The following is a 20,309-nucleotide window of genomic DNA, read 5'->3' as shown; positions in this document are numbered from 1 at the left end:
AAAAGTGCCGCGAACATTGGAGTTTCGGCCTTGCTTCCTATATAAGCGGTCAGTGATTCCTGATTAGATTGTGATCCGATTTGACCGACCAAAAGACACCGCGCGGCGCCGACGGCGGCCCCACCGGCATCGAGCCGATCTCCATCATCGAGGAGATGCAGAGCTCCTATCTTTCCTACGCCATGAGCGTGATCGTCAGCCGTGCGCTGCCTGATGTGCGCGACGGCCTGAAGCCCGTGCATCGCCGCATTCTCTATGCGGCGCATGAGAGCGGCTACCACTGGAACCGCAAATACGTGAAGTCGGCCCGCCCGGTCGCCGACGTGATGGGTAAATACCATCCGCATGGCGACGCCTCGATCTATGACGCCTTGGTGCGCATGGCGCAGGACTGGTCGCTGCGCGTGCCGCTGATCGACGGGCAGGGCAATTTCGGCTCGATCGACGGCGACCCGCCGGCGGCGATGCGCTACACCGAATCGCGGCTGACCAAGGTCGCGCATGAGCTGCTGGAGGACATCGACAAGGACACGGTCGATTTCCAGGAGACTTATGATGCCTCGGACACCGAACCGAAGGTTCTGCCGGCGCGCTTTCCCAATCTGCTGGTCAACGGCTCCGGCGGCATCGCCGTCGGCATGGCCACCAACATCCCGCCGCACAATCTGGGCGAAGTCTGCAACGGCGCCATCGCCATCATCGACAATCCGGCGATCGACCTGCCGGCGCTGATGGAGATCATTCCTGGGCCCGATTTCCCGACCGGCGGCATCGTGCTTGGCCGCTCCGGCATCTACAGCGCCTATTCGACGGGCCGTGGCTCGATCGTCATGCGCGGCAAGGTCAACATCGAACAGCGCGGTAATGACCGTGAATCGATCATCATCACCGAGGTTCCCTACCAAGTGAACAAGGCCTCGATGATCGAGAAGATGGCCGAGCTGGTGCGCGACAAGCGCATCGAAGGCATTTCCGACATCCGCGATGAAAGCGACCGCCAGGGTTATCGCGTCGTCATCGAGCTGAAGCGCGACGCCGTCGCCGACGTCATCCTCAACCAGCTTTACCGCTTCACGCCGCTGCAGACCTCTTTCGGCGCCAATATGGTGGCGCTGAATGGCGGCAAGCCGGAACTGCTGACGCTGACCGACATGCTGAAGGCGTTCGTCTCCTTCCGCGAAGAGGTCATCACAAGGCGGACGAAATTCCTGCTGCGCAAGGCGCGCGACCGCGCCCATGTGTTGGTCGGTCTTGCCATCGCTGTCGCCAATATCGACGAGGTCATCAAGCTGATCCGCACCGCGCCGGATCCGCAGACGGCGCGCGAGCAGTTGATGGAGCGGCGCTGGCCCGCGGGTGATGTCGAGTCGCTGATCCTTTTGATCGACGATCCGCGCCATCGCATCAACGAGGACGGCACCTACAATCTGTCCGAGGAACAGGCCCGCGCCATCCTCGAATTGCGCCTGCAGCGGCTGACCGCGCTTGGCCGCGACGAGATCGCCGACGAGTTGAACACGATCGGCGCCGAAATCGTTGATTATCTGGACATTTTGTCGTCCCGGGCGCGTGTCCAGCAGATCGTCAAGGACGAGCTTGCGGCCGTGCGGGACGAGTTCGGCACGCCACGCCGAACTGAACTCACCGACGGCGGCGCCGACATGGAAGACGAGGACCTGATCCAGCGCGAGGACATGGTCGTGACGGTGAGCCATTCCGGCTACATCAAGCGCGTGCCGCTTTCGCTCTACCGGGCGCAGCGCCGCGGCGGCAAGGGCCGCTCCGGCATGTCGACCAAGGAAGAGGATTTCGTCACCCGGCTGTTCGTGGCCAACACCCATACGCCGGTGCTGTTCTTCTCCTCGCGCGGCATCGTCTACAAGGAAAAGGTCTGGCGGCTGCCGATCGGCAACCCGCAGTCACGCGGCAAGGCGCTGATCAACATGCTGCCGCTCGAGCAGGGCGAGCGCATCACCACCATCATGCCGCTGCCCGAGGACGAGACCAGCTGGGGCGAGCTCGACGTGATGTTCGCCACCACGCGCGGCACAGTGCGCCGCAACAAGCTGTCCGATTTCGTCCAGGTCAACCGCAACGGCAAGATCGCCATGAAGCTGGAGGAAGAAGGCGACGAGATCCTCGGCGTCGAAACCTGCACCGACAATGACGACGTGCTTTTGACCGCCAGTTCCGGCCAGTGCATCCGCTTCCGGGTCAGCGATGTGCGCGTCTTCCAGAGCCGCAACTCGGTCGGCGTGCGCGGCATTGCCATGGCCGAGACCGACCGCATCATCTCGATGTCGGTGATCGAGCATGTCGACGCTTCGCCAGCCGAGCGCGCTGCCTATCTCAAGCGCGCGGCGGCCGAGCGGCGGCTTGCCGCCGGCATCGCGGCCGGCGAAGAGGAAGAGATCGCGCTGACCAATGAAGAGGTCGGCGAGGAGACGGAGCTTTCCGACGAAACCTACGAGACCCTCAAGGCGCATGAACAGTTCGTTTTGACAGTTACCGAATATGGCTACGGCAAGCGTTCGTCTTCCTACGATTTCCGCCTGACCGGCCGCGGCGGCAAGGGCATTCGCGCCACCGACGTGTCGAAGACGGCTGAAATCGGCCGGCTGGTGGCGACCTTCCCGGTCGGCAATGACGACCAGATCATGCTGGTGTCGGATGGCGGCACCGTCATCCGGGTGCCGGTCAACGGCATCCGTTTCGCCAGCCGCGCCACCAAGGGCGTCACCATCTTCAACACCGCCGAAGGCGAGAAGGTGGTTTCGGTCGAGCGGATTTCCGAGCCGCAATCGGACGAGGAAAGCGAAGAGATCATCGGCGCTGAGTCTGCTCCAGAGGCTGATGCCGGTCCGGACAGCGGCGAGTAAGTCCTGGGGCTGCTTTTGACATAGCAACGCCGGCCCAACGGCCGGCGCGGCAGCAAGCCCAGACGACTTAGTAGTGACGATACGGCTTGCGGGGGCCGAAGCCTTCGAAGCGCTTGGTGGTTGCCTTGACGCGGATGCGTTGCGCCTCCTGATGCAGCCCGAATACGGTGGCGATCAGCATGGCGACTGTCATTGCGGTGGCGAGCATGTAGATCAGCATTTGCGTGTTCTCCTGCGCCTTACAACGGATAGATGGGATTTTGGTTTCATCTTATTAAGGTGCAACCTAGTGAACGCTGCGTGAAGGCTTCGTGATCAGCGTGTTCATCTGTCGTTCATGTGCCGGAAAAGGTTCATGGGCTCGCGCGCCGATCGGATTTGCCTTTGCGAGAGAGGCTCGCTAGAAGCACCTGCCATGACTGAACGCATCGCCCTTTACGCCGGCTCCTTCGACCCGCTGACCAACGGCCATCTCGATGTGCTGAAAGCGTCGCTGGCGGTAGCCGACATCGTCTATGCCGCGATCGGCATTCATCCGGGCAAGAAGCCGTTGTTTTCCTTCGAGGAGCGGGTGCAACTCATCGAAGCCGCCACGAAGGCCGAATTCGGCCGCGATGGCGCTCGCATCAAGGTCGTTGCCTTCGACGGGCTGGTGATCGATGCCGCCAGGAAGCAGGGCGCCTCGATCATGATCCGCGGCCTGCGCGACGGTACCGATCTCGATTACGAAATGCAGATGGCCGGCATGAACGAAACCATGGCGCCCGAGCTGCAGACGGTTTTTCTGCCCGCCAGCCCGTCCGTGCGCACCATTACCGCCACACTTGTGCGCCAGATAGCCTCGATGGGCGGCGACATCCGCGCCTTCGTGCCGGCGGCCGTTGCTGGTGCGCTCACCGCAAAATTCGCGAAATAAGCCCGGAGAAAATCCTCATGCAGCTCAAAAGGCTCGCCTCGTTCCTCGTCGTGCTTGCCGGTCTTGTGACCGCCTCGGTCTCGGCCTATGCCGCCGATCCGGAAAACACCATGATCATCACGCTGAAGGACGGCGACGTGACCATCGCGTTGCGGCCCGATCTGGCGCCCAAGCATGTCGCGCAGATCAAGAAGCTCGTGCGTGACCATGCCTATGACAATGTCGCGTTCCACCGCGTCATCGACGGCTTCATGGCGCAGACCGGCGACGTCAAGTTCGGCAACATGAAGAAGGGGTTCAATTCCCAGGCCGTCGGCACCGGCGGTTCGGACCTGCCTGACCTGCCGGCCGAATTCTCGCAGACCGAGCACTATAAGCGCGGCGTGGTCGGCATGGCCCGCTCGCAAGATCCGAACTCCGCCAATTCGCAATTCTTCATCATGTTCGCGCCCGCACCGCCGCTCGACGGCCAGTATACCATCGTCGGCAATGTCGTCAGCGGCATGGAGTTGGTGGACCACATCAAGAAGGGTGACGAGGCCGACAATGGTACGGTCTCCGACCCCGACCGGATGATCAAGGTGCGCATCGCCGCCGACAAGTAATTTCTGTTTTCTCAAAAGGATATCTGACATGGCCGAAATCAAGGACCGCGAGAACGCGCTCATCATGGAAACGACCAAGGGTAAGGTCGTCATCGAACTTTTCCCCGATCTGGCCCCCGGCCATGTCGCTCGCATCAAGGAACTGGCCAGGGAAGGCGCCTATGACGGCGTGGTCTTCCATCGCGTCATCGACGGCTTCATGGCGCAGACCGGCGACGTGAAGTTCGGCAATTCCTCGAAACCCACCTTCGCGCCGTCGCGCGCGGGCATGGGCGGCTCGGACAAGCCGGACCTTAAGGCTGAGTTCTCCAACGCCAACCATGGCCGCGGCACCTGCTCGATGGCCCGTTCGCAAAATCCGAACTCGGCCAATTCGCAGTTCTTCATCTGCTTCGACGATGCCGCCTTCCTCAACCGCCAGTACACGGTCTGGGGTCAGGTCATCGAAGGCATGGACAATGTCGACAAGATCAAGCGCGGCGAACCGGTGGTCGATCCCGACAAGATCGTGACGCTGAAGGTCGCGGCCGACGTCAAGTAAGGCGAAACGACAATGATGGGCGTCGTCTGGTCGCTTCTTGGCATCCTGTCCGGTGCCTTCATTGCCATTCAGGCACCGATCAATTCGCAGCTGGCGCGCGGCCTGGGTCTCCCGGTCGCGGCGGCTGCGTTTTCATTCCTGTCGGGCGCCATCGTGCTCGGCATCATCGCGGTCACGGTGGTGAAGCTGCAAGGCATTTCGCTCGAATGGAAGGCGCCGGCCCCCTGGCTTTTCGTCGCCGGCGGCATGCTCGGCGGCTTCTATGTCACGCTCTCCACGATCCTGACGCCGCGCATCGGCGCCGCCGCCCTGATGGCGTTCCTGGTGGCCGGCCAGCTTCTCGCCGGCATGCTCATCGATCGCATCGGCTTTCTCGGTGTCGCGGTGCGTGAAATCTCGCTCGGCCGCGTCGCCGGCGCGGTGCTGCTGCTGGTCGGAGCGCTGCTCGTCCGGCTCTACTGATGCGCGTCGATGTCTTCGACTTCGACCTGCCGGAGGAGCGGATCGCACTTCGCCCGGCGGAGCCGCGCGACAGCGCCAGGATGCTGGTGGTCAAACCGGGCGAGGCGCTCGGCGACCGCACGGTCGGCGACCTGCCATCCCTGCTCAGGGCCGGCGACGTGCTGGTGTTCAACGATACCAAGGTCATTCCGGCGCAGCTCAAAGGCATAAGGCGGCGCGGCGAAGCACAGGCGCAGGTCGAGGCCACGCTGCATATGCGCGTGGCGCCGGATCGCTGGCTCGCTTTCATGCGGCCAGGCAAGCGCATTGCCGCCGGCGACCGCATCCATTTCGGCCATGACGGCAATTCGTGCTTCCTCGGCCAACTCGATGCCACGGTGATAGAGAAGGGCGAGGGCGGCGAAGCCTTGCTCGGCTTCGACCTGTCGGGGCCGTTCCTCGACGAGGCGCTGCACGCCGTCGGCCACATTCCGCTGCCGCCCTACATCGCTTCCAAACGCGACGACGACGAGCGCGACCGGGCCGACTACCAGACGATCTATGCTCGGGAGGAAGGCGCTGTTGCGGCGCCCACGGCGGGCCTGCATTTCACGCCGGAGCTTTTTGCAGCTCTCGACGCCAAAGGGGTTGAGCGCCACTTCGTCACTCTCCACGTTGGTGCAGGCACGTTCCTGCCGGTCAAGGCGGACGACACCGCCGACCACAAGATGCATGCCGAGATCGGTTCAGTCAGCTCGGCAACCGCCGATGCGCTGAACGCGGCCAAGGCGAGAGGCGGGCGCATCATCGCCGTCGGCACGACCTCGCTGCGGCTGCTGGAGAGCGCGGCGCGTGAAGACGGTATGGTGCCCCCTTGGTCTGGCCCCACGGACATCTTCATCACGCCCGGCTATCGCTTTCGCACCGTCGACATGCTGATGACCAATTTCCATCTGCCGCGCTCGACGCTGTTCATGCTGGTTTCGGCCTTCAGTGGCCTCGACACGATGCGCGCCGCCTATGCGCATGCGGTTGCGAACCGCTACAGGTTCTACTCCTATGGAGACGCAAGCCTGCTGTACCGAGCGGAGATGAGCGATGGATGATGACCTGGAAACCCTTGATCGCGATGCCCTGATCGCCGAGGTGAAGAAACTGCGCGCCGGCATTCGCGCTCATCGCGACACGTCAGGCCACGATCTCTGCTGGCATCACCCCGATCTATGGGATCTGCTGCCGGAAAGGACCGAGCCGTCGATCGCCGTGCCGCCCTGGCCCAAATTCATGCGCGGCTGCATCGAATACCGCCAGTCGCTCGACAGACAGGCGCCAGACGCGCCGATCCACGACAAGGAATTCAATGGCTAAGCCGTTCAGCTTCAAGGTCCTTGCCACCGATGGCAAGGCGCGGCGCGGTGTCATCGAGATGCCGCGCGGCGAAATCCGCACGCCTGCCTTCATGCCGGTCGGCACCGGCGGCACCGTCAAGACCATGTATATGGACCAAGTGCGCGGCGTCGGCGCCGACATCATCCTGGGCAACACCTATCACCTGATGCTGCGGCCCGGCGCCGAGCGTGTCGCGCGGCTTGGCGGATTGCATGAATTCGCCCGCTGGCCGCATCCGATCCTGACCGACAGCGGCGGCTTTCAGGTGATGTCGCTGTCGAAACTGCGAAAACTGACCGAAAAGGGCGTCACGTTCCGCTCGCATATCGATGGCGCGCCCTATGAAATGTCGCCGGAGCGTTCGATCGAGATCCAGGGCCTGCTCGATTCCGACATCCAGATGCAGCTCGACGAATGCACGGCGCTGCCGGCCGAACTGAACGAGATCGAGCGCGCCATGGAACTGTCGCTGCGCTGGGCCGAGCGCTGCAAGACGGCGTTCGGCGACCAACCGGGCAAGGCGATGTTCGGCATCGTGCAGGGCGGCGACAATGCGGCGCTTCGGGTACGCTCGGCGCAGGCGCTGAGCGCAATGGAGCTGAAGGGCTATGCGGTTGGCGGCCTGGCGGTTGGCGAGCCGCAAGCGGTGATGCTGGAAATGCTCGACATCACCTGTCCCGAACTGCCCGCGGACAAGCCACGCTATCTCATGGGCGTCGGGACGCCTGACGATATCCTGAAATCGGTAGCGCGCGGCATCGATATGTTCGACTGCGTGATGCCGACGCGGGCCGGCCGGCACGGCCTGGCCTACACCAGGCGCGGCAAGGTCAATCTGCGCAACGCCCGCCATGCCGACGATCCGCGCCCGCTGGACGAGGAAAGCGATTGTCCCGCGGCGCGCGATTATTCGCGCGCCTATCTGCATCATCTGGTGCGCTCGCAGGAGGCACTGGGCGCCATGCTGCTGACCTGGAACAACCTGTCCTACTATCAGAAGCTGATGCAGGACATTCGCGCCGCGATCGAGACCGGCAGCTTCGAAGCGCGTGGGGCCGAGATCACAGAGGGTTGGGCGAGGGGCGATATCCCCGTCCTGTAGAGCATGATCCCGAAAAGTGGAGACCGGTTTTCGGAAAGCTAATGCTCGAACAAGAACGTCCTCAGGTGCTCAGCGAGTTGGATGCGCGCAGGCTGCAGCCGGTGATCTGGAACGTGCCGTCGGGTTGCTGCTGCAGCGTATAGACCGCCTCATAATCCTTGCCGTCGGGGCCGACGATCAGCACCTGCTGGATAATCGAGCCCGGACCCGTCTGCTCGACCTTGCCGAAGGCATAGGACTGTGGCCTGCGCACCGGCGGGTAGCCATTGGTCACCATGTTCATGAAGGCGTCGACGGTCGGGAACACCTGCTTCACATTCGGGGCGGCAAAACTGTAGGCCTTGGCGCCGTCATCGGCCAGCAGCGCCTTCAACTGACCGTCGATGACGGCCTGGCCTGCCTTGATTTCTGCATCGCCGGCAAAGGCCGAGGATATGAAGAGGAATGGAATGACTGCGAATGCCAAAAAAGCGCGGCGCATGGCCTGTCTCCGTTGTCCCTCGGAATGGTCCCTCAAAAATAATGTCCGATGACGCACGATAACATACGCTCGGCGGTGCATCCCGGTTTCACCGATTGCGAATATTCGCCACCGGAATGTCCTGCCGGTTGCCGAGCTGCGCGAGGCCGTGGCCAGGGGGGCGCGCCGGCTAAGTGTGGATTCCAGTGCTTGAAAGGCCGCCTCCAGTCTGCCAGAAGGGCCGCTTGGACTTGGACGTTTAGCGGGACGAAGCCATGAAGGCGTTTTTCGTGCAGATCAAATGCGAGTTGGGCAAATCCTATGAGGTTGCAAGCGCGCTTGCCGATGCCGAGATCGCTTCGGAAATCTATTCCACCGCCGGCAATTACGACCTGCTCGCCAAATTCTATGTCGATGACGAGGAAGATGTCGGCCATTTCGTCAACGAGAAGGTGCAGATTCTCCCCGGCATCAAGGACACGTTCACGGTCGTCACCTTCCGCGCCTTCTAGCCGGGAAGGCATTTGCCCGGGCACGAGGCAAAGCCTGATCAAGGTCGTATTTCGACTGCCTCAATTTTAGGCAGCCGCAACATACTGATCGTCCGCATCTCCCAAATCACCGATTGCGCTTGATTTTCTTCGGCGACGCCAGTGAAATGGCGTCACAGGGGAGTATGCGATTGGCAGCGTTCGATGAAATGCTTCCGGAAGTTTCCGGATTGAGAAGACCGTATTCGGCTTATGATCGCTGGCTGAAGGAACAGGATCCGGCCAGACTTACCGAGAAGATGCAGGACGCCGAACGCGTCTTCCGCAAGACCGGCATCACCTTCGCCGTCTATGGCGAGCAGGAAGCGTCCGAGCGGCTGATCCCCTTCGACATCGTTCCGCGCATCATTTCAGGCAATGAGTGGCGGCGCCTGACGCAAGGCATCGAGCAGCGCGTGCAGGCGCTGAACGCCTTCCTCGACGACATTTACCATCGCCAGGAGATCCTGCGCGCAGGCCGCGTTCCCAGGGACCTGATCGCCAAGAACGAGGCATTCCTGCCGGAGATGATCGGGGTGCGGCCGCCGGCCGGCGTCTACACCCACATCATCGGCGTCGATATCGTGCGCATCAGCGAGGACGAGTTCTACGTGCTGGAGGACAATGCGCGCACCCCGTCCGGCGTCTCCTACATGCTGGAGAACCGCGAGACAATGATGCAGCTGTTCCCGGAGCTGTTCCAGAAGATCAAGGTACGGCCGGTGGAGAACTACCCGCAGCTGCTGCGCCAGTCGCTGGCGGCGGTTCGTCCGCAAAGCACCAAGGGCGCGCCGACCATCGCCGTGCTGACGCCCGGCAGCTTCAACTCCGCCTATTTCGAACACGCCTTCCTTGCCGACCAGATGGGCGTGCAACTGGTCGAGGGCCAGGATCTGCGCGTCGTCGACGGCCATGTCGCGATGCGCACGACCGAAGGCTACAAGCAGATCGACGTGCTCTACCGCCGCGTCGACGATTCCTTCCTGGACCCGCTGACCTTCCGGCCGGATTCGGCCCTCGGCATACCCGGCATCATGGATGTCTATCGCGCCGGCAACATCACCATCGCCAACGCGCCGGGAACCGGTATCGCCGACGACAAGGCGATCTATTCCTACATGCCCGAGATTGTCGAATTCTACACCGGCCGCAAGGCAATCCTCGGCAACATCCCGACCTGGCGCTGTTCGGAGCCGGACAGCCTGAAATATGTGCTCGAGCACATCCACGAACTGGTGATCAAGGAAGTGCACGGCTCCGGCGGCTACGGCATGCTGGTCGGACCGGCGGCGACCAAGAAAGAGTGCGAAGCCTTCGCCAAGAAACTGGCGGCGAAGCCTTCCAACTATATCGCCCAACCGACACTGGCGCTGTCGACCTGCCCGATCCTGACCGACAAGGGACTGGCGCCGCGCCACGTCGACCTCAGGCCCTACGTGCTGGTTTCCGACCGCATCCAGATCGTGCCCGGCGGCCTGACGCGCGTGGCGTTGAAGGAAGGCTCTCTGGTCGTGAACTCGTCGCAGGGCGGCGGAACGAAAGATACCTGGGTGTTGGATGATTGAAATGAGATGAGTGAGTAGGGAATAGTCGGTCGTGAGTAGTCAGCTGTAGAGGGGAAGCGCATGCCATATTCCATTGAAATTCAACTATTTACTACTGACTACTCACTATTCCCTACTCACTAGCCCAAAGGGCCTCCTATGCTTCTCGGCCGCACCGCCAACGGGCTCTACTGGATGAACCGCTATATCGAGCGGGCCGAAAACATGGCGCGGCTGGTCGATGCCGGCCTGCGCATGGCGCTGACCCGCACGCAAAGCGCGTCGGAGGAATGGAATTCGGTGCTGCTCAGCGCCGGCTCCGACGTCGCCTTCAAGCAGAAGTATTCGGACTATACGGCCGCCGCCGTCGCTGATTTCCTTTTGCGCGACACCTCGAACCCGTCGAGCACCATGTCGTCGATCGAGACGGCCCGCAACAACGCCCGCATGGTGCGCACCGCGCTGACGCGCGAGACCTGGGAAAGCATCAACGAAGCCTGGATGTCGCTGAAGCGGATGCTGGCGAGGCCAATCGACGAGCGCGACCTGCCAAGCGTCCTCGACGCCATCAAGCGCGAGACGGCGCTGATCCGCGGCTCGTTCTACGGCACCATGCTGCGCAACGAGATTTTCGACTTCTCGCAGCTCGGCACCTATGTCGAGCGCGCCGACAACACGGCGCGCATCCTCGACGTGAAATATTACGTGCTGCTGCCGTCGATCTCCTGGGTTGGTTCGACGCTCGACAACTATCAATGGGAATCGATCCTGCGCTCGGTGTCGGCGCACCGCTCCTACCGTTGGGTCTATGATGCGGACTACAAGCCGACCAACATCGCCGACTACCTGATCCTCAACGTGCGCATGCCGCGTTCATTGACCTTCTGCTATCGCTTCCTGTCCGAACATCTGAAATTCCTGAGCGACGATTACGGCGAACGCCACGCCTGCCACGCGACGGCGGAGAAAACGCAAGCCATGCTGAGGGCGGGGTCGATCAAGGATATATTCGACGCGGGTCTGCACGAGTTCCTTGCCGGGTTCATTCGCGACAACACCCGGCTTGGTGACGAGATCGCGCAGGATTACCGGTTTTATTGAGGACTTCATGCGGCTCAAGATCACCCACCGGACCGAATACCGCTACGACGCGCCGGTGCAATATCTGCTGCAGCGGCTGCGTTTGCTTCCGGTCAGCGGACAGACACAGACGGTGCTGTCCTGGGCGCTGAAGGTCGAAGGCGCGCGCGAGGAAGTGCGATTTACCGATCACTACGGCAACGACACACGACTGCTGAGCGTCGAGGGTGACCACGACTTCATCACGGTCGAGGCGTCCGGCGAGGTGGTGACGCGCGATACGTCAGGCGTTTGCGGGGCGCATCAGGGCTTTGCGCCGTTGTGGCTGTTCGCGCAGGAAACGCCCTTGACCACCATTGGCGACGGCGTCCGCAAGCTGGCCGAAGCGGTCGGCACGGGCGCCGACATCGAAAGGCTGCACCGGCTGATGGCCATGATCGGCGAGCGCGTCGCCTACACGCCAGGCACAACCAAGGCGACCACACCGGCCGAAGAGGCGCTGGCGCTGAAGACCGGGGTTTGCCAGGACCACAGCCATATCTTTGCCGCCGCCGCGCGCGCCATGGGATTTCCGTCGCGCTACGTCTCCGGCTATCTGATGATGGATGCTGTCGAGCAGGCGGCAAGCCATGCCTGGGCCGAAGCGCATGTTCCGGGTCTCGGTTGGGTTGCCTTCGATCCCGCCAACGGTATTTCTCCCGACGAGCGTTATGTGAAGGTGGCGACCGGCCGCGACTACCGCGACGCCTCGCCGGTGTCGGGAATTCGACTGGGACAGGCGGAAGAACGGCTTGCGGTCACCGTCACGGTAGAGCAGTAATCCGGCAAGGATTAGTGCCAGAAGAGATTCCATGACCTATTGCGTCGGCCTGAAGATCGATCGCGGGCTCGTGTTCATGTCGGACACGCGCACCAATGCTGGCATGGATTCGATCTCGACCTTCAAGAAGATGCATGTCTGGGAACAGCCGGGTGAGCGCGTGATCGTCTTGATGTCGGCCGGCAATCTGGCGACGACGCAGGCCGTCGTCAGCCTGCTCGACGAACGCACCAAGGCAGTGACCGACCGCCACGAGAAATTGCTCGAGACGCCATCCATGTACCAGACGGTGCGATTGGTGGGCGACACGGTGAAAGAGGTGATCGCGCAATCGTCTCCCGCCGGCGAGAAGGCCGATTCCTATTTCAACGCCTCCTTCATCCTCGGCGGGCAGATCATGGGCAGTCCGCCGCGGCTGTTCATGATCTATCCCGAGGGCAATTTCATCGAATCGACCGACGACACGCCGTTCTTCCAGATCGGCGAGACCAAATACGGCAAGCCGATCATCATCCGCGCCTACGAGCGCACGATGAGCCTGGCCGAGACGGTGAAGCTGCTTCTGGTCTCGTTCGATTCGACACTCAAGTCGAACCTGTCGGTCGGCTTGCCGCTCGACCTGCTGTTCCTGGAGAAGGACGCCTTCAAGGTCGGCCTGAAGAAGCGGATCGCTCAGGACGACCAGTATTACCGCACCATCTCCGATGGCTGGTCGAATGCGCTGAAGAGCGCCTTTGCCAGCCTGCCGGATTTTCCGGGGTGATGCATGCCGCCCAAAAGTGGCCCCGGTTTTGGGGGAACGACATGCACAAGAACAAGGATCTAAAGCGCATCGCTTGGATCCGATCAAGCGATGCGCTTTAAGGCGCTTGCCGTAGCTGCCAGCGCTTGCATCTATTTCACATGTTAATTATTGATGGGATTTGAGAGCCGGGCGAAGAGTGCCGGCATTGCATTCGTGTCGGGAGGACAGGATGAACAACGACGAGTTTCGGCAGTGGTCGCGGCGTGCCGCCGACTGGGGCGCCGACTATCGCAATTCACTGCGCGAGCGGCCGGTGCGGCCGCTGGTCGAACCGGGTGACATTTTCAGGAGCGTTGAGGCCTCGCCGCCGGAAGACGCCGAACCGATGGACAGGATCTTCGCCGACTTCGAAGAGAAGATCGTGCCGGGGATGACGCATTGGCAGCACCCGCGCTTCTTCGCCTATTTCCCGGCCAATGCGGCGCCGGTTTCGGTGGTGGCTGAGTATCTCGTCTCCGCAATGGCCGCGCAGTGCATGCTTTGGCAGACCTCGCCGGCGGCGACCGAACTCGAGACCCGTACCGTCGACTGGACGCGCCAGGCACTTGGCCTTCCCGAGGGATTTTCCGGCGTCATCCAGGATTCGGCTTCGTCGGGGACACTCAATGCCGTGCTGACCATGCGCGAGCGGGCGCTGGATTGGCAAGGCAACAAAAAGGGGTTGGCCGGGCAGGGCCAGTTGCGCATCTATTCCTCGGATCAGGTGCACACGTCGATCGACAGGGCGATCTGGGTATCGGGAATCGGCGAGGACAATCTGGTGCGCATTCCGGTCTCCGGCCGCTTTCGTGCCATGGATACCGCCGCCCTGGAGGCGGCCATCGTGGCCGACCGGAAAGCCGGCCTGCTGCCGGCGGGCATCATCGCTTGCGTCGGCGGCACCAGCACCGGCGGCACGGACGACATTGCGGCGGTCGCCGAGGTCGCCAAGCGGCATGGACTGTATCTTCATGTCGATGCGGCCTGGGCCGGATCGGCAATGATCTGCCCGGAGTACAGGCATTTCTGGACCGGCGTCGAAGGCGCCGATTCGATCGTCTTCAATCCGCACAAGTGGCTGGGCGCACAGTTCGATTGCTCAATCCAGTTCCTGCGCGACCCCGAAAGCCATGTCAGGACGCTGGCCATCAAGCCGGACTATCTGAAAACCCACGGTCATGACGGCATCATCAACTATTCCGAATGGTCGGTGCCGCTCGGCCGGCGCTTCCGCGCCCTGAAACTGTGGTTCCTGCTGCGCGCCCACGGGCTGGAAAACCTGCGCGCCATGATCCGCAACCATGTGACCTGGAGCGAGGGCCTTGCCGCGCGGCTGGCAAAGGAGCCGGATTTCGAAATCGTCAGCGAACCGATGCTGTCGCTGTTTTCGTTCCGGCACAGGGCGCCCTCAAGCGCCGATGCCGACGCGCACAATCTGCGGCTGGTCAATGCGATCAACGACGATGGCCGCATCTACCTGACGCAGACGAGGGTCGACGGGCAGGTGGCAATCCGCTTCCAGGTCGGCCAGTTCGAGGCGACCGCTAGCGATGTCGATGCGGCTTTTGCCGTCATCACCGAAATCGCGCGCGGCATGGTCTGACAGGCCAATGTAGGATTGCGGTGGAGTTTGCCTTTGCAATCAGGTGACTTCCCTTAGCCGGCTTATGCCTTTTCATTGCTTTCGTTTTCGGCTATAGACAAGAAAAACGAAAACGGGAGGCCGCCCATGTATCTGTCGCCACGCCATGCCGAGATCATCCAGATGGCCAAGGACCATGGCCGCGTGCTGGTCGACGATCTGGCCACGCATTTCAACGTGACGCCGCAGACCATTCGCAAGGATCTCAATGATCTCTGTGACCAGCGTCTGCTTTCCCGCATTCATGGCGGCGCATTGTTCCCGTCCGGTATCGAGAACATGGAGTATGAGGCGAGGCGCAAGATCGCCGCCGACGAGAAGGAAGCCATCGGCCGCGCGGCGGCAAGGCTGATCCCCGATAACGCCTCGCTGTTCATCAACATCGGCACCACGACGGAAGCGGTCAGCAAGGCGTTGCTCGACCATAACGGCCTGATGGTGATCACCAATAATATCAATGTTGCCAATAGGATGCGTATATATCCTTCGATCGAGGTGGTGATTGCCGGCGGCGTGGTGCGCGGGTCGGATGGCGGTGTCGTCGGCGAGGCAGCGGTCGATTTCATCAGGCAGTTCAAGGTCGACTACGCCGTTATCGGCGCCTCGGCCATCGACCATGACGGCGCCTTGCTCGACTTCGATTTTCGCGAGGTGAAGGTGGCGCAGGCGATCATTGCCAATGCCAGGCATGTGATTCTGGTCTCCGACCAGACCAAGTTCGAGCGCACGGCGCCGGTGCGCATCGGTCACCTGTCGCAGGTCAACACCTTCATCACCGACCGCTGCGACATCCCCTCGGTGCGCAAGATCTGCCAGGAAGCCGAGGTCCAGCTGATCGAGACGTCGCTCGGGTGAGGCCCTTTCAAGATCGTCTCACGGGTTTGTTATATTTCGTTTGACATTCGTTATGAGTTCGAAATAATCCCGTCACGGTTTCGCAAAAGACCAAAATGGTGCAATGCGAAATCGTGGAGGAGTTGAGTGGACACGTCTTCAGTCCGGGACATTTTCGTCATAGGTGGCGGTATCAACGGTTGCGGCATAGCCCGCGATGCCGTTGGGCGCGGGTTTTCGGTTTTTCTCGCCGAGATGAACGACCTCGCCAGCGGAACCTCCTCCGGTTCGACCAAGCTGATCCATGGCGGCCTGCGCTATCTCGAATTCTACGAGTTCCGCCTGGTGCGCGAGGCGCTGATGGAGCGCGAGGTTCTGTGGAAGAACGCGCCGCACATCATCTGGCCGATGCGCTTCGTGCTGCCTTATGCCAAGGGGCTGCGCCCGGCCTGGCTGATCCGGCTCGGCCTGTTCCTGTACGACCACATTGGCGGACGAAAATTGCTGCCGGCGACCAGGACGCTCGACATGGCGAGCGATCCGGCGGGCAAGCCTTTGAAGCCGTTGTTCAAAAAGGCGTTCGAATATTCCGACGGCTGGGTCAACGATGCGCGGTTGGTGGCGCTCAACGCCCGCGATGCCGCCGATCGTGGTGCAACGATCCGGACCCGCACGAAGGTGATCGGCGCGCGCCGCGAAAACGGCCTTTGGACAATCAAGATCGAGAACCTGCGGAGCGGCGAGACCGAAGAGGTCAAGGCGCGGCTGCTGGTCAATGCCGCCGGACCTTGGGTCGATCATGTGCTTTCCGGTGTCGTCGGCCAGAACGACGTGCACAATGTCCGCCTGGTGCAGGGCAGCCATATCGTCATCGCCAAGAAGTTCGACGATCCGCGCGCCTATTTCTTCCAGAACAAGGATGGCCGCATCATTTTCGCCATTCCCTACGAGGACGAGTTCACGCTGATCGGCACCACCGACCAGGATTATCCCGGCGATCCGCACGATGTGAAGATCAGCGACACCGAGATCGACTATCTCTGCGCCGCGGCCAGCGAATATTTCGCGCAGCCCGTCAAGCGCTCCGACATCGTCTGGACCTATTCGGCCGTGCGCCCGCTCTATGACGACGGCGCCTCCAAGGCGCAGGAGGCGACGCGTGATTATGTGCTGAAGGCCGATGGCGGTGAGGGTGCCGCTCCGATCGTCAATGCCTTCGGCGGCAAGATCACCACCTACCGCCGGCTGTCGGAATCGATGCTGGAGAAGATCGAAGGTTTTCTCGGCAAGCGCGGCAAGCCGTGGACATCGGACGCGCCGTTGCCGGGCGGCGATTTCCCGGCGACCGGGTTCGACGCACAGGTGGCGAAGCTGAAGACAGCCTATCCTTTCCTCGATGCGCGCCTCGCCCGGCGGTTGACGCGGCTTTACGGGACGCGGGCTCAGCGTCTGCTTGGTCTTGCCAAGTCGAATGCCGAGCTCGGCCGCAGTTTCGGCGGCGATCTCTATGAGGCCGAAGTGCGCTATCTCGTTGAAAACGAATGGGCCGTCACATCAGAAGATGTACTGTGGCGTCGCACCAAGCGCGGCCTGCATCTCAACCGCGAGCAGGTGGCGGCACTCGATGAATTCATGCGCGGCATAAGCCGGCGGCATGTCGCGGCCGCCGAATGAAGAGGGTCTTGAGCTGATGCGGAAAGCCTGGGAGGAGGCGTCATGCTTGAACTGAGGAACGTCACCAAGAATGTCGGTGCGATCGAGCACATACGCGATGTGTCGCTGACGCTTCAGCATGGGTCGCTCAACGTTCTGCTCGGGCCCACGCTTTCCGGCAAGACCAGCCTGATGCGGCTGATGGCCGGCCTCGATGTGCCGACCTCCGGCTCGGTCTGGTTCGACGGCCAGGATGTCACCGGCGTGCCGGTGCAGAAGCGCAAGATCGCCATGGTCTACCAGCAGTTTATCAACTATCCGGCGATGACCGTCTATGAGAACATCGCCTCGCCGCTCCGGGTGGCCGGCGCGGAGCAAGGCAAGATCGACAGCCAGGTGCGCGAGGCCGCGGCGCTGCTGAAGCTGACGCCCTATCTCGACCGCACGCCGCTCAGCCTGTCGGGCGGCCAGCAGCAGCGCACCGCGCTGGCGCGCGCCATCGTCAAGAATGCCAGCCTGGTGCTGCTCGACGAGCCGCTCGCCAATCTCGACTATAAATTGCGCGAGGAGTTGCGGGCCGAACTGCCGAGGATTTTCGCCGCCGCCGGCACCATCTTCGTCTATGCCACGACGGAGCCGCACGAGGCGCTGCTGCTCGGCGGCAACACGGCAGCGCTGTCGGAAGGCCGCATCACGCAATTCGGACCGACCATCGACGTCTTCCGCAAGCCGGTCGACCTAGTGACGGCGAGGACCTTCGCCGATCCGCCGCTCAACACCATCGTGCTGGCCAAGAAGGGCGCCGACTTCCTGCTCGAAGGCGGGGTGAAGCTGCCGGTGCCGCCCGAACTCGTCGGCATTGCCGACGGCAATTACACGATCGGTTTTCAGCCGCACCATCTGTCGCTCGAACGGCCCAATGCCAGCGCAGTGCCAGTGCGGGCAAAGGTGACCATCACGGAAATCACCGGGTCGGAGAGCTTCATCCATCTCGATTTTGCCGACGTGCGCTGGGTCATGCTGACCCACGGCATCAGGGATTTCGAGACCGACGAAGTGGTCGAGGTGTTCATCGATCCTCGTCACATCATGGTCTTCGACGAGCACGGCCGCGCCGTGACCGCGCCGAAGCTGGCGGCTTGAGGAGGGCGATATGGCGCGCATCGACGTCAACCATGTCAGGCATTCCTACCTGCCGAACCCGCAGAAGGATGCCGATTTCGCGCTCAGGGAAGTGCACCACACATTCGAGGATGGCGGCGCCTATGCGCTGCTCGGCCCATCCGGCTGCGGCAAGACCACGCTGCTCAACATCATTTCGGGCCTGCTGCATCCCTCGCACGGCCAGTTGCTGTTCAACGGCAGGGACGTGACCAATCTGTCGACGCAGGAACGCAACATCGCGCAGGTGTTCCAGTTTCCGGTCATCTACGACACCATGACCGTCTATGACAATCTGGCCTTCCCGCTGCGCAATCGCGGCGTGCCGGAGGCCGATGTCGACCGCAAGGTGCGCGAGACGCTGGAGATGATCGACCTGGCGTCCTGGGCCAAGAAGAAGGCGAGGGGCCTGACCGCCGACCAGAAGCAGAAAATCTCGCTCGGCCGCGGCCTGGTGCGCTCCGACGTCAACGCCATCCTGTTCGACGAGCCGTTGACCGTCATCGACCCGCATATGAAGTGGGTGCTGCGCTCGCAATTGAAGCAGCTGCATCGCCGCTTCGGCTACACCATGGTCTACGTCACCCACGACCAGACCGAGGCGCTGACTTTCGCCGACCAGGTCGTCGTCATGTATGATGGCGGCATCGTGCAGATCGGCACGCCGGCCGAACTGTTCGAGCGGCCGCGCCATACTTTTGTCGGTTATTTCATCGGCTCGCCGGGCATGAACGTCATGCCGGTGGCGATCGACGGCAGGACGGCGACGCTCGGCTCGCAGCGGATCGAACTGCCGGGCGCCCCTAAAGCCGCCGGCGGCGCCGTCGAACTCGGCATCCGCCCCGAATATGTGCGGCTCGGCCGCGACGGCATGGCCGTCTCGATCAGCAAGGTCGAGGATCTCGGCCGCCACAAGGTGGTACGCGCCAAGCTGGAAGGCAGGGACATCGCCGCCGTCATCGGTGAGGACGAGACCGTGCCAGCCGAGCCGAAGGTGCGGTTCGATCCGGCCGGCATCAACATCTATGCCGATTCCTGGCGTGTCGAGATGGGGGCGTAGATGGACAAGACCTGGAACAACAAGGCCTGGTTCCTCGTGCTGCCGGTGCTGGTGCTGGTCGCCTTCACCGCCGTCATCCCGCTGATGACGGTCGTCAACTATTCGGTGCAGGACACGTTCGGCAACAATGTCTTCACCTGGGCCGGCACCGAATGGTTCGAGGAACTGCTGTCGTCCAGCCGCTTCTGGGAAGCGATGGTCCGCAACCTGATCTTTTCCTTCATCATCCTGGCGATCGAGGTGCCGCTCGGCATCTTCATCGCGCTCAACATGCCGAAGAAGGGCTGGGGCGTGCCGGTCTGCCTGGTGCTGATGTCGCTGCCACTGCTGATCCCGTGGAACGTCGTCGGCACCATCTGGCAGGTGTTCGGACGCAACGACATCGGACTGTTGGGCTATTACCTCAACGCGATCGGCATCGACTACAATTACGTGCAGGATCCGTTCGATGCCTGGGTGACGATCATCGTCATGGATGTCTGGCACTGGACCAGCCTCGTCGTGCTGCTCTGCTACGCCGGACTGGTCTCGATCCCCGATGCCTTCTACCAGGCGGCCAAGATCGACGGGGCCTCGCGCTGGGCGGTGTTCCGCTACATCCAGCTGCCGAAGATGCAGCGCGTGCTTTTGATCGCCGTGCTGCTGCGCTTCATGGACAGTTTCATGATCTACACCGAACCCTTCGTCGTCACCGGCGGCGGGCCGGGCAACTCGACGACCTTCCTGTCGATCGACCTCGTCAAGACGGCGCTCGGCCAGTTCGACCTTGGCCCGGCGGCCGCCATGTCGCTGGTCTACTTCCTCATCATCCTGTTGTTGTCGTGGGTGTTCTACACCGTGATGACCAATTACGACGCGGAGCGCTGAA

21 protein-coding genes are annotated in these 20,309 nt (G+C 62.1%); 19 read left to right on the top strand and 2 right to left on the bottom strand.

The genetic code is table 11. The annotated features are described in order from the left end of the window. The first annotated feature begins 80 nt into the window (after positions 1 to 80). On the top strand, positions 81 to 2,879 hold the full coding sequence (gene gyrA, locus FJ546_RS21265; protein WP_140891124.1) for a DNA gyrase subunit A: 2,799 nt from the start codon (positions 81 to 83) through the stop codon (positions 2,877 to 2,879). Between the two features lie 67 nt (positions 2,880 to 2,946). Here gyrA and FJ546_RS21260 read toward each other — a convergent pair whose 3' ends face one another. Next, positions 2,947 to 3,099: a hypothetical protein gene (locus FJ546_RS21260; protein WP_019858284.1), complete on the bottom strand. Its 153-nt coding sequence runs from the start codon at positions 3,097 to 3,099 to the stop codon at positions 2,947 to 2,949. A gap of 195 nt (positions 3,100 to 3,294) precedes the next feature. Here FJ546_RS21260 and coaD point away from each other — a divergent pair, with 195 nt between their 5' ends. The 7 genes from coaD to tgt are packed head-to-tail and all read left to right on the top strand — an operon-like array spanning position 3,295 to position 7,873. Continuing rightward, the gene (gene coaD, locus FJ546_RS21255) at positions 3,295 to 3,795 is read left to right on the top strand and encodes a pantetheine-phosphate adenylyltransferase (RefSeq protein ID WP_095775389.1); all 501 of its coding nucleotides are present in this window, start codon (positions 3,295 to 3,297) and stop codon (positions 3,793 to 3,795) included. 17 nt (positions 3,796 to 3,812) lie between these two features. Continuing rightward, the gene (locus FJ546_RS21250; protein WP_019858282.1) at positions 3,813 to 4,400 is read left to right on the top strand and encodes a peptidylprolyl isomerase; all 588 of its coding nucleotides are present in this window, start codon (positions 3,813 to 3,815) and stop codon (positions 4,398 to 4,400) included. Between the two features lie 28 nt (positions 4,401 to 4,428). Further along, a complete protein-coding gene (locus FJ546_RS21245; RefSeq protein WP_095775391.1) occupies positions 4,429 to 4,941 on the top strand; it encodes a peptidylprolyl isomerase in 513 nt (170 codons plus the stop codon). Positions 4,942 to 4,953: 12 nt separating this feature from the next. After that, on the top strand, positions 4,954 to 5,403 hold the full coding sequence (locus FJ546_RS21240; RefSeq protein ID WP_140891122.1) for a DMT family transporter: 450 nt from the start codon (positions 4,954 to 4,956) through the stop codon (positions 5,401 to 5,403). Further along, positions 5,403 to 6,488, top strand: coding sequence for a tRNA preQ1(34) S-adenosylmethionine ribosyltransferase-isomerase QueA (queA, locus tag FJ546_RS21235; protein ID WP_140891121.1), 1,086 nt, complete (start codon positions 5,403 to 5,405; stop codon positions 6,486 to 6,488). Before FJ546_RS21240 ends, queA begins: the two co-directional genes overlap by 1 nt. Then, positions 6,481 to 6,750 (top strand): hypothetical protein, encoded by a 270-nt coding sequence (locus tag FJ546_RS21230; protein WP_140891120.1) that lies wholly within the window; start codon positions 6,481 to 6,483, stop codon positions 6,748 to 6,750. Before queA ends, FJ546_RS21230 begins: the two co-directional genes overlap by 8 nt. Further along, the gene (tgt, locus tag FJ546_RS21225) at positions 6,743 to 7,873 is read left to right on the top strand and encodes a tRNA guanosine(34) transglycosylase Tgt (protein ID WP_140891119.1); all 1,131 of its coding nucleotides are present in this window, start codon (positions 6,743 to 6,745) and stop codon (positions 7,871 to 7,873) included. Before FJ546_RS21230 ends, tgt begins: the two co-directional genes overlap by 8 nt. A gap of 61 nt (positions 7,874 to 7,934) precedes the next feature. Here tgt and FJ546_RS21220 read toward each other — a convergent pair whose 3' ends face one another. Beyond that, positions 7,935 to 8,354, bottom strand: coding sequence for a DUF4864 domain-containing protein (locus FJ546_RS21220; protein ID WP_140891117.1), 420 nt, complete (start codon positions 8,352 to 8,354; stop codon positions 7,935 to 7,937). Between the two features lie 254 nt (positions 8,355 to 8,608). On the opposite strand from FJ546_RS21220, the gene FJ546_RS21215 reads away from it, so the two are divergent. From FJ546_RS21215 to FJ546_RS21165, 11 genes are all read left to right on the top strand, one after another. Continuing rightward, positions 8,609 to 8,845, top strand: a complete 237-nt coding sequence (locus tag FJ546_RS21215) for an Lrp/AsnC family transcriptional regulator (protein WP_010909609.1) — start codon at positions 8,609 to 8,611, stop codon at positions 8,843 to 8,845. A 170-nt stretch (positions 8,846 to 9,015) separates the two neighbouring features. Continuing rightward, complete coding sequence (locus FJ546_RS21210; protein ID WP_032933458.1) at positions 9,016 to 10,428, top strand: circularly permuted type 2 ATP-grasp protein; 1,413 nt, start codon at positions 9,016 to 9,018, stop codon at positions 10,426 to 10,428. A 138-nt stretch (positions 10,429 to 10,566) separates the two neighbouring features. Next, complete coding sequence (locus tag FJ546_RS21205) at positions 10,567 to 11,508, top strand: alpha-E domain-containing protein (protein WP_140891116.1); 942 nt, start codon at positions 10,567 to 10,569, stop codon at positions 11,506 to 11,508. A gap of 7 nt (positions 11,509 to 11,515) precedes the next feature. Beyond that, the gene (locus tag FJ546_RS21200; protein WP_140891114.1) at positions 11,516 to 12,307 is read left to right on the top strand and encodes a transglutaminase family protein; all 792 of its coding nucleotides are present in this window, start codon (positions 11,516 to 11,518) and stop codon (positions 12,305 to 12,307) included. Between the two features lie 31 nt (positions 12,308 to 12,338). Next, positions 12,339 to 13,070, top strand: coding sequence for a peptidase (locus FJ546_RS21195; protein WP_140891113.1), 732 nt, complete (start codon positions 12,339 to 12,341; stop codon positions 13,068 to 13,070). Between the two features lie 211 nt (positions 13,071 to 13,281). Continuing rightward, complete coding sequence (locus tag FJ546_RS21190) at positions 13,282 to 14,694, top strand: aspartate aminotransferase family protein (protein ID WP_140891111.1); 1,413 nt, start codon at positions 13,282 to 13,284, stop codon at positions 14,692 to 14,694. Between the two features lie 126 nt (positions 14,695 to 14,820). Then, the gene (locus FJ546_RS21185) at positions 14,821 to 15,588 is read left to right on the top strand and encodes a DeoR/GlpR family DNA-binding transcription regulator (RefSeq protein WP_010909603.1); all 768 of its coding nucleotides are present in this window, start codon (positions 14,821 to 14,823) and stop codon (positions 15,586 to 15,588) included. A 126-nt stretch (positions 15,589 to 15,714) separates the two neighbouring features. Then, complete coding sequence (gene glpD, locus FJ546_RS21180) at positions 15,715 to 17,241, top strand: glycerol-3-phosphate dehydrogenase (protein ID WP_140891110.1); 1,527 nt, start codon at positions 15,715 to 15,717, stop codon at positions 17,239 to 17,241. Between the two features lie 42 nt (positions 17,242 to 17,283). Continuing rightward, positions 17,284 to 18,363 carry an ABC transporter ATP-binding protein gene (locus FJ546_RS21175; protein ID WP_140891109.1) on the top strand — a complete coding sequence of 360 codons (1,080 nt, stop codon included), beginning with the start codon at positions 17,284 to 17,286 and terminating at the stop codon, positions 18,361 to 18,363. Between the two features lie 10 nt (positions 18,364 to 18,373). Beyond that, positions 18,374 to 19,441 (top strand): ABC transporter ATP-binding protein, encoded by a 1,068-nt coding sequence (locus FJ546_RS21170; RefSeq protein ID WP_140891108.1) that lies wholly within the window; start codon positions 18,374 to 18,376, stop codon positions 19,439 to 19,441. Beyond that, positions 19,442 to 20,308: a sugar ABC transporter permease gene (locus FJ546_RS21165; protein WP_027044598.1), complete on the top strand. Its 867-nt coding sequence runs from the start codon at positions 19,442 to 19,444 to the stop codon at positions 20,306 to 20,308. It begins immediately after the preceding gene. Position 20,309 lies beyond the last annotated feature (1 nt).

Origin of the sequence: Mesorhizobium sp. B2-4-19, from assembly GCF_006441315.1 — a bacterium.
GTDB lineage: Bacteria > Pseudomonadota > Alphaproteobacteria > Rhizobiales > Rhizobiaceae > Mesorhizobium.
This window is presented reverse-complemented; position numbering and strand designations above follow the sequence as displayed.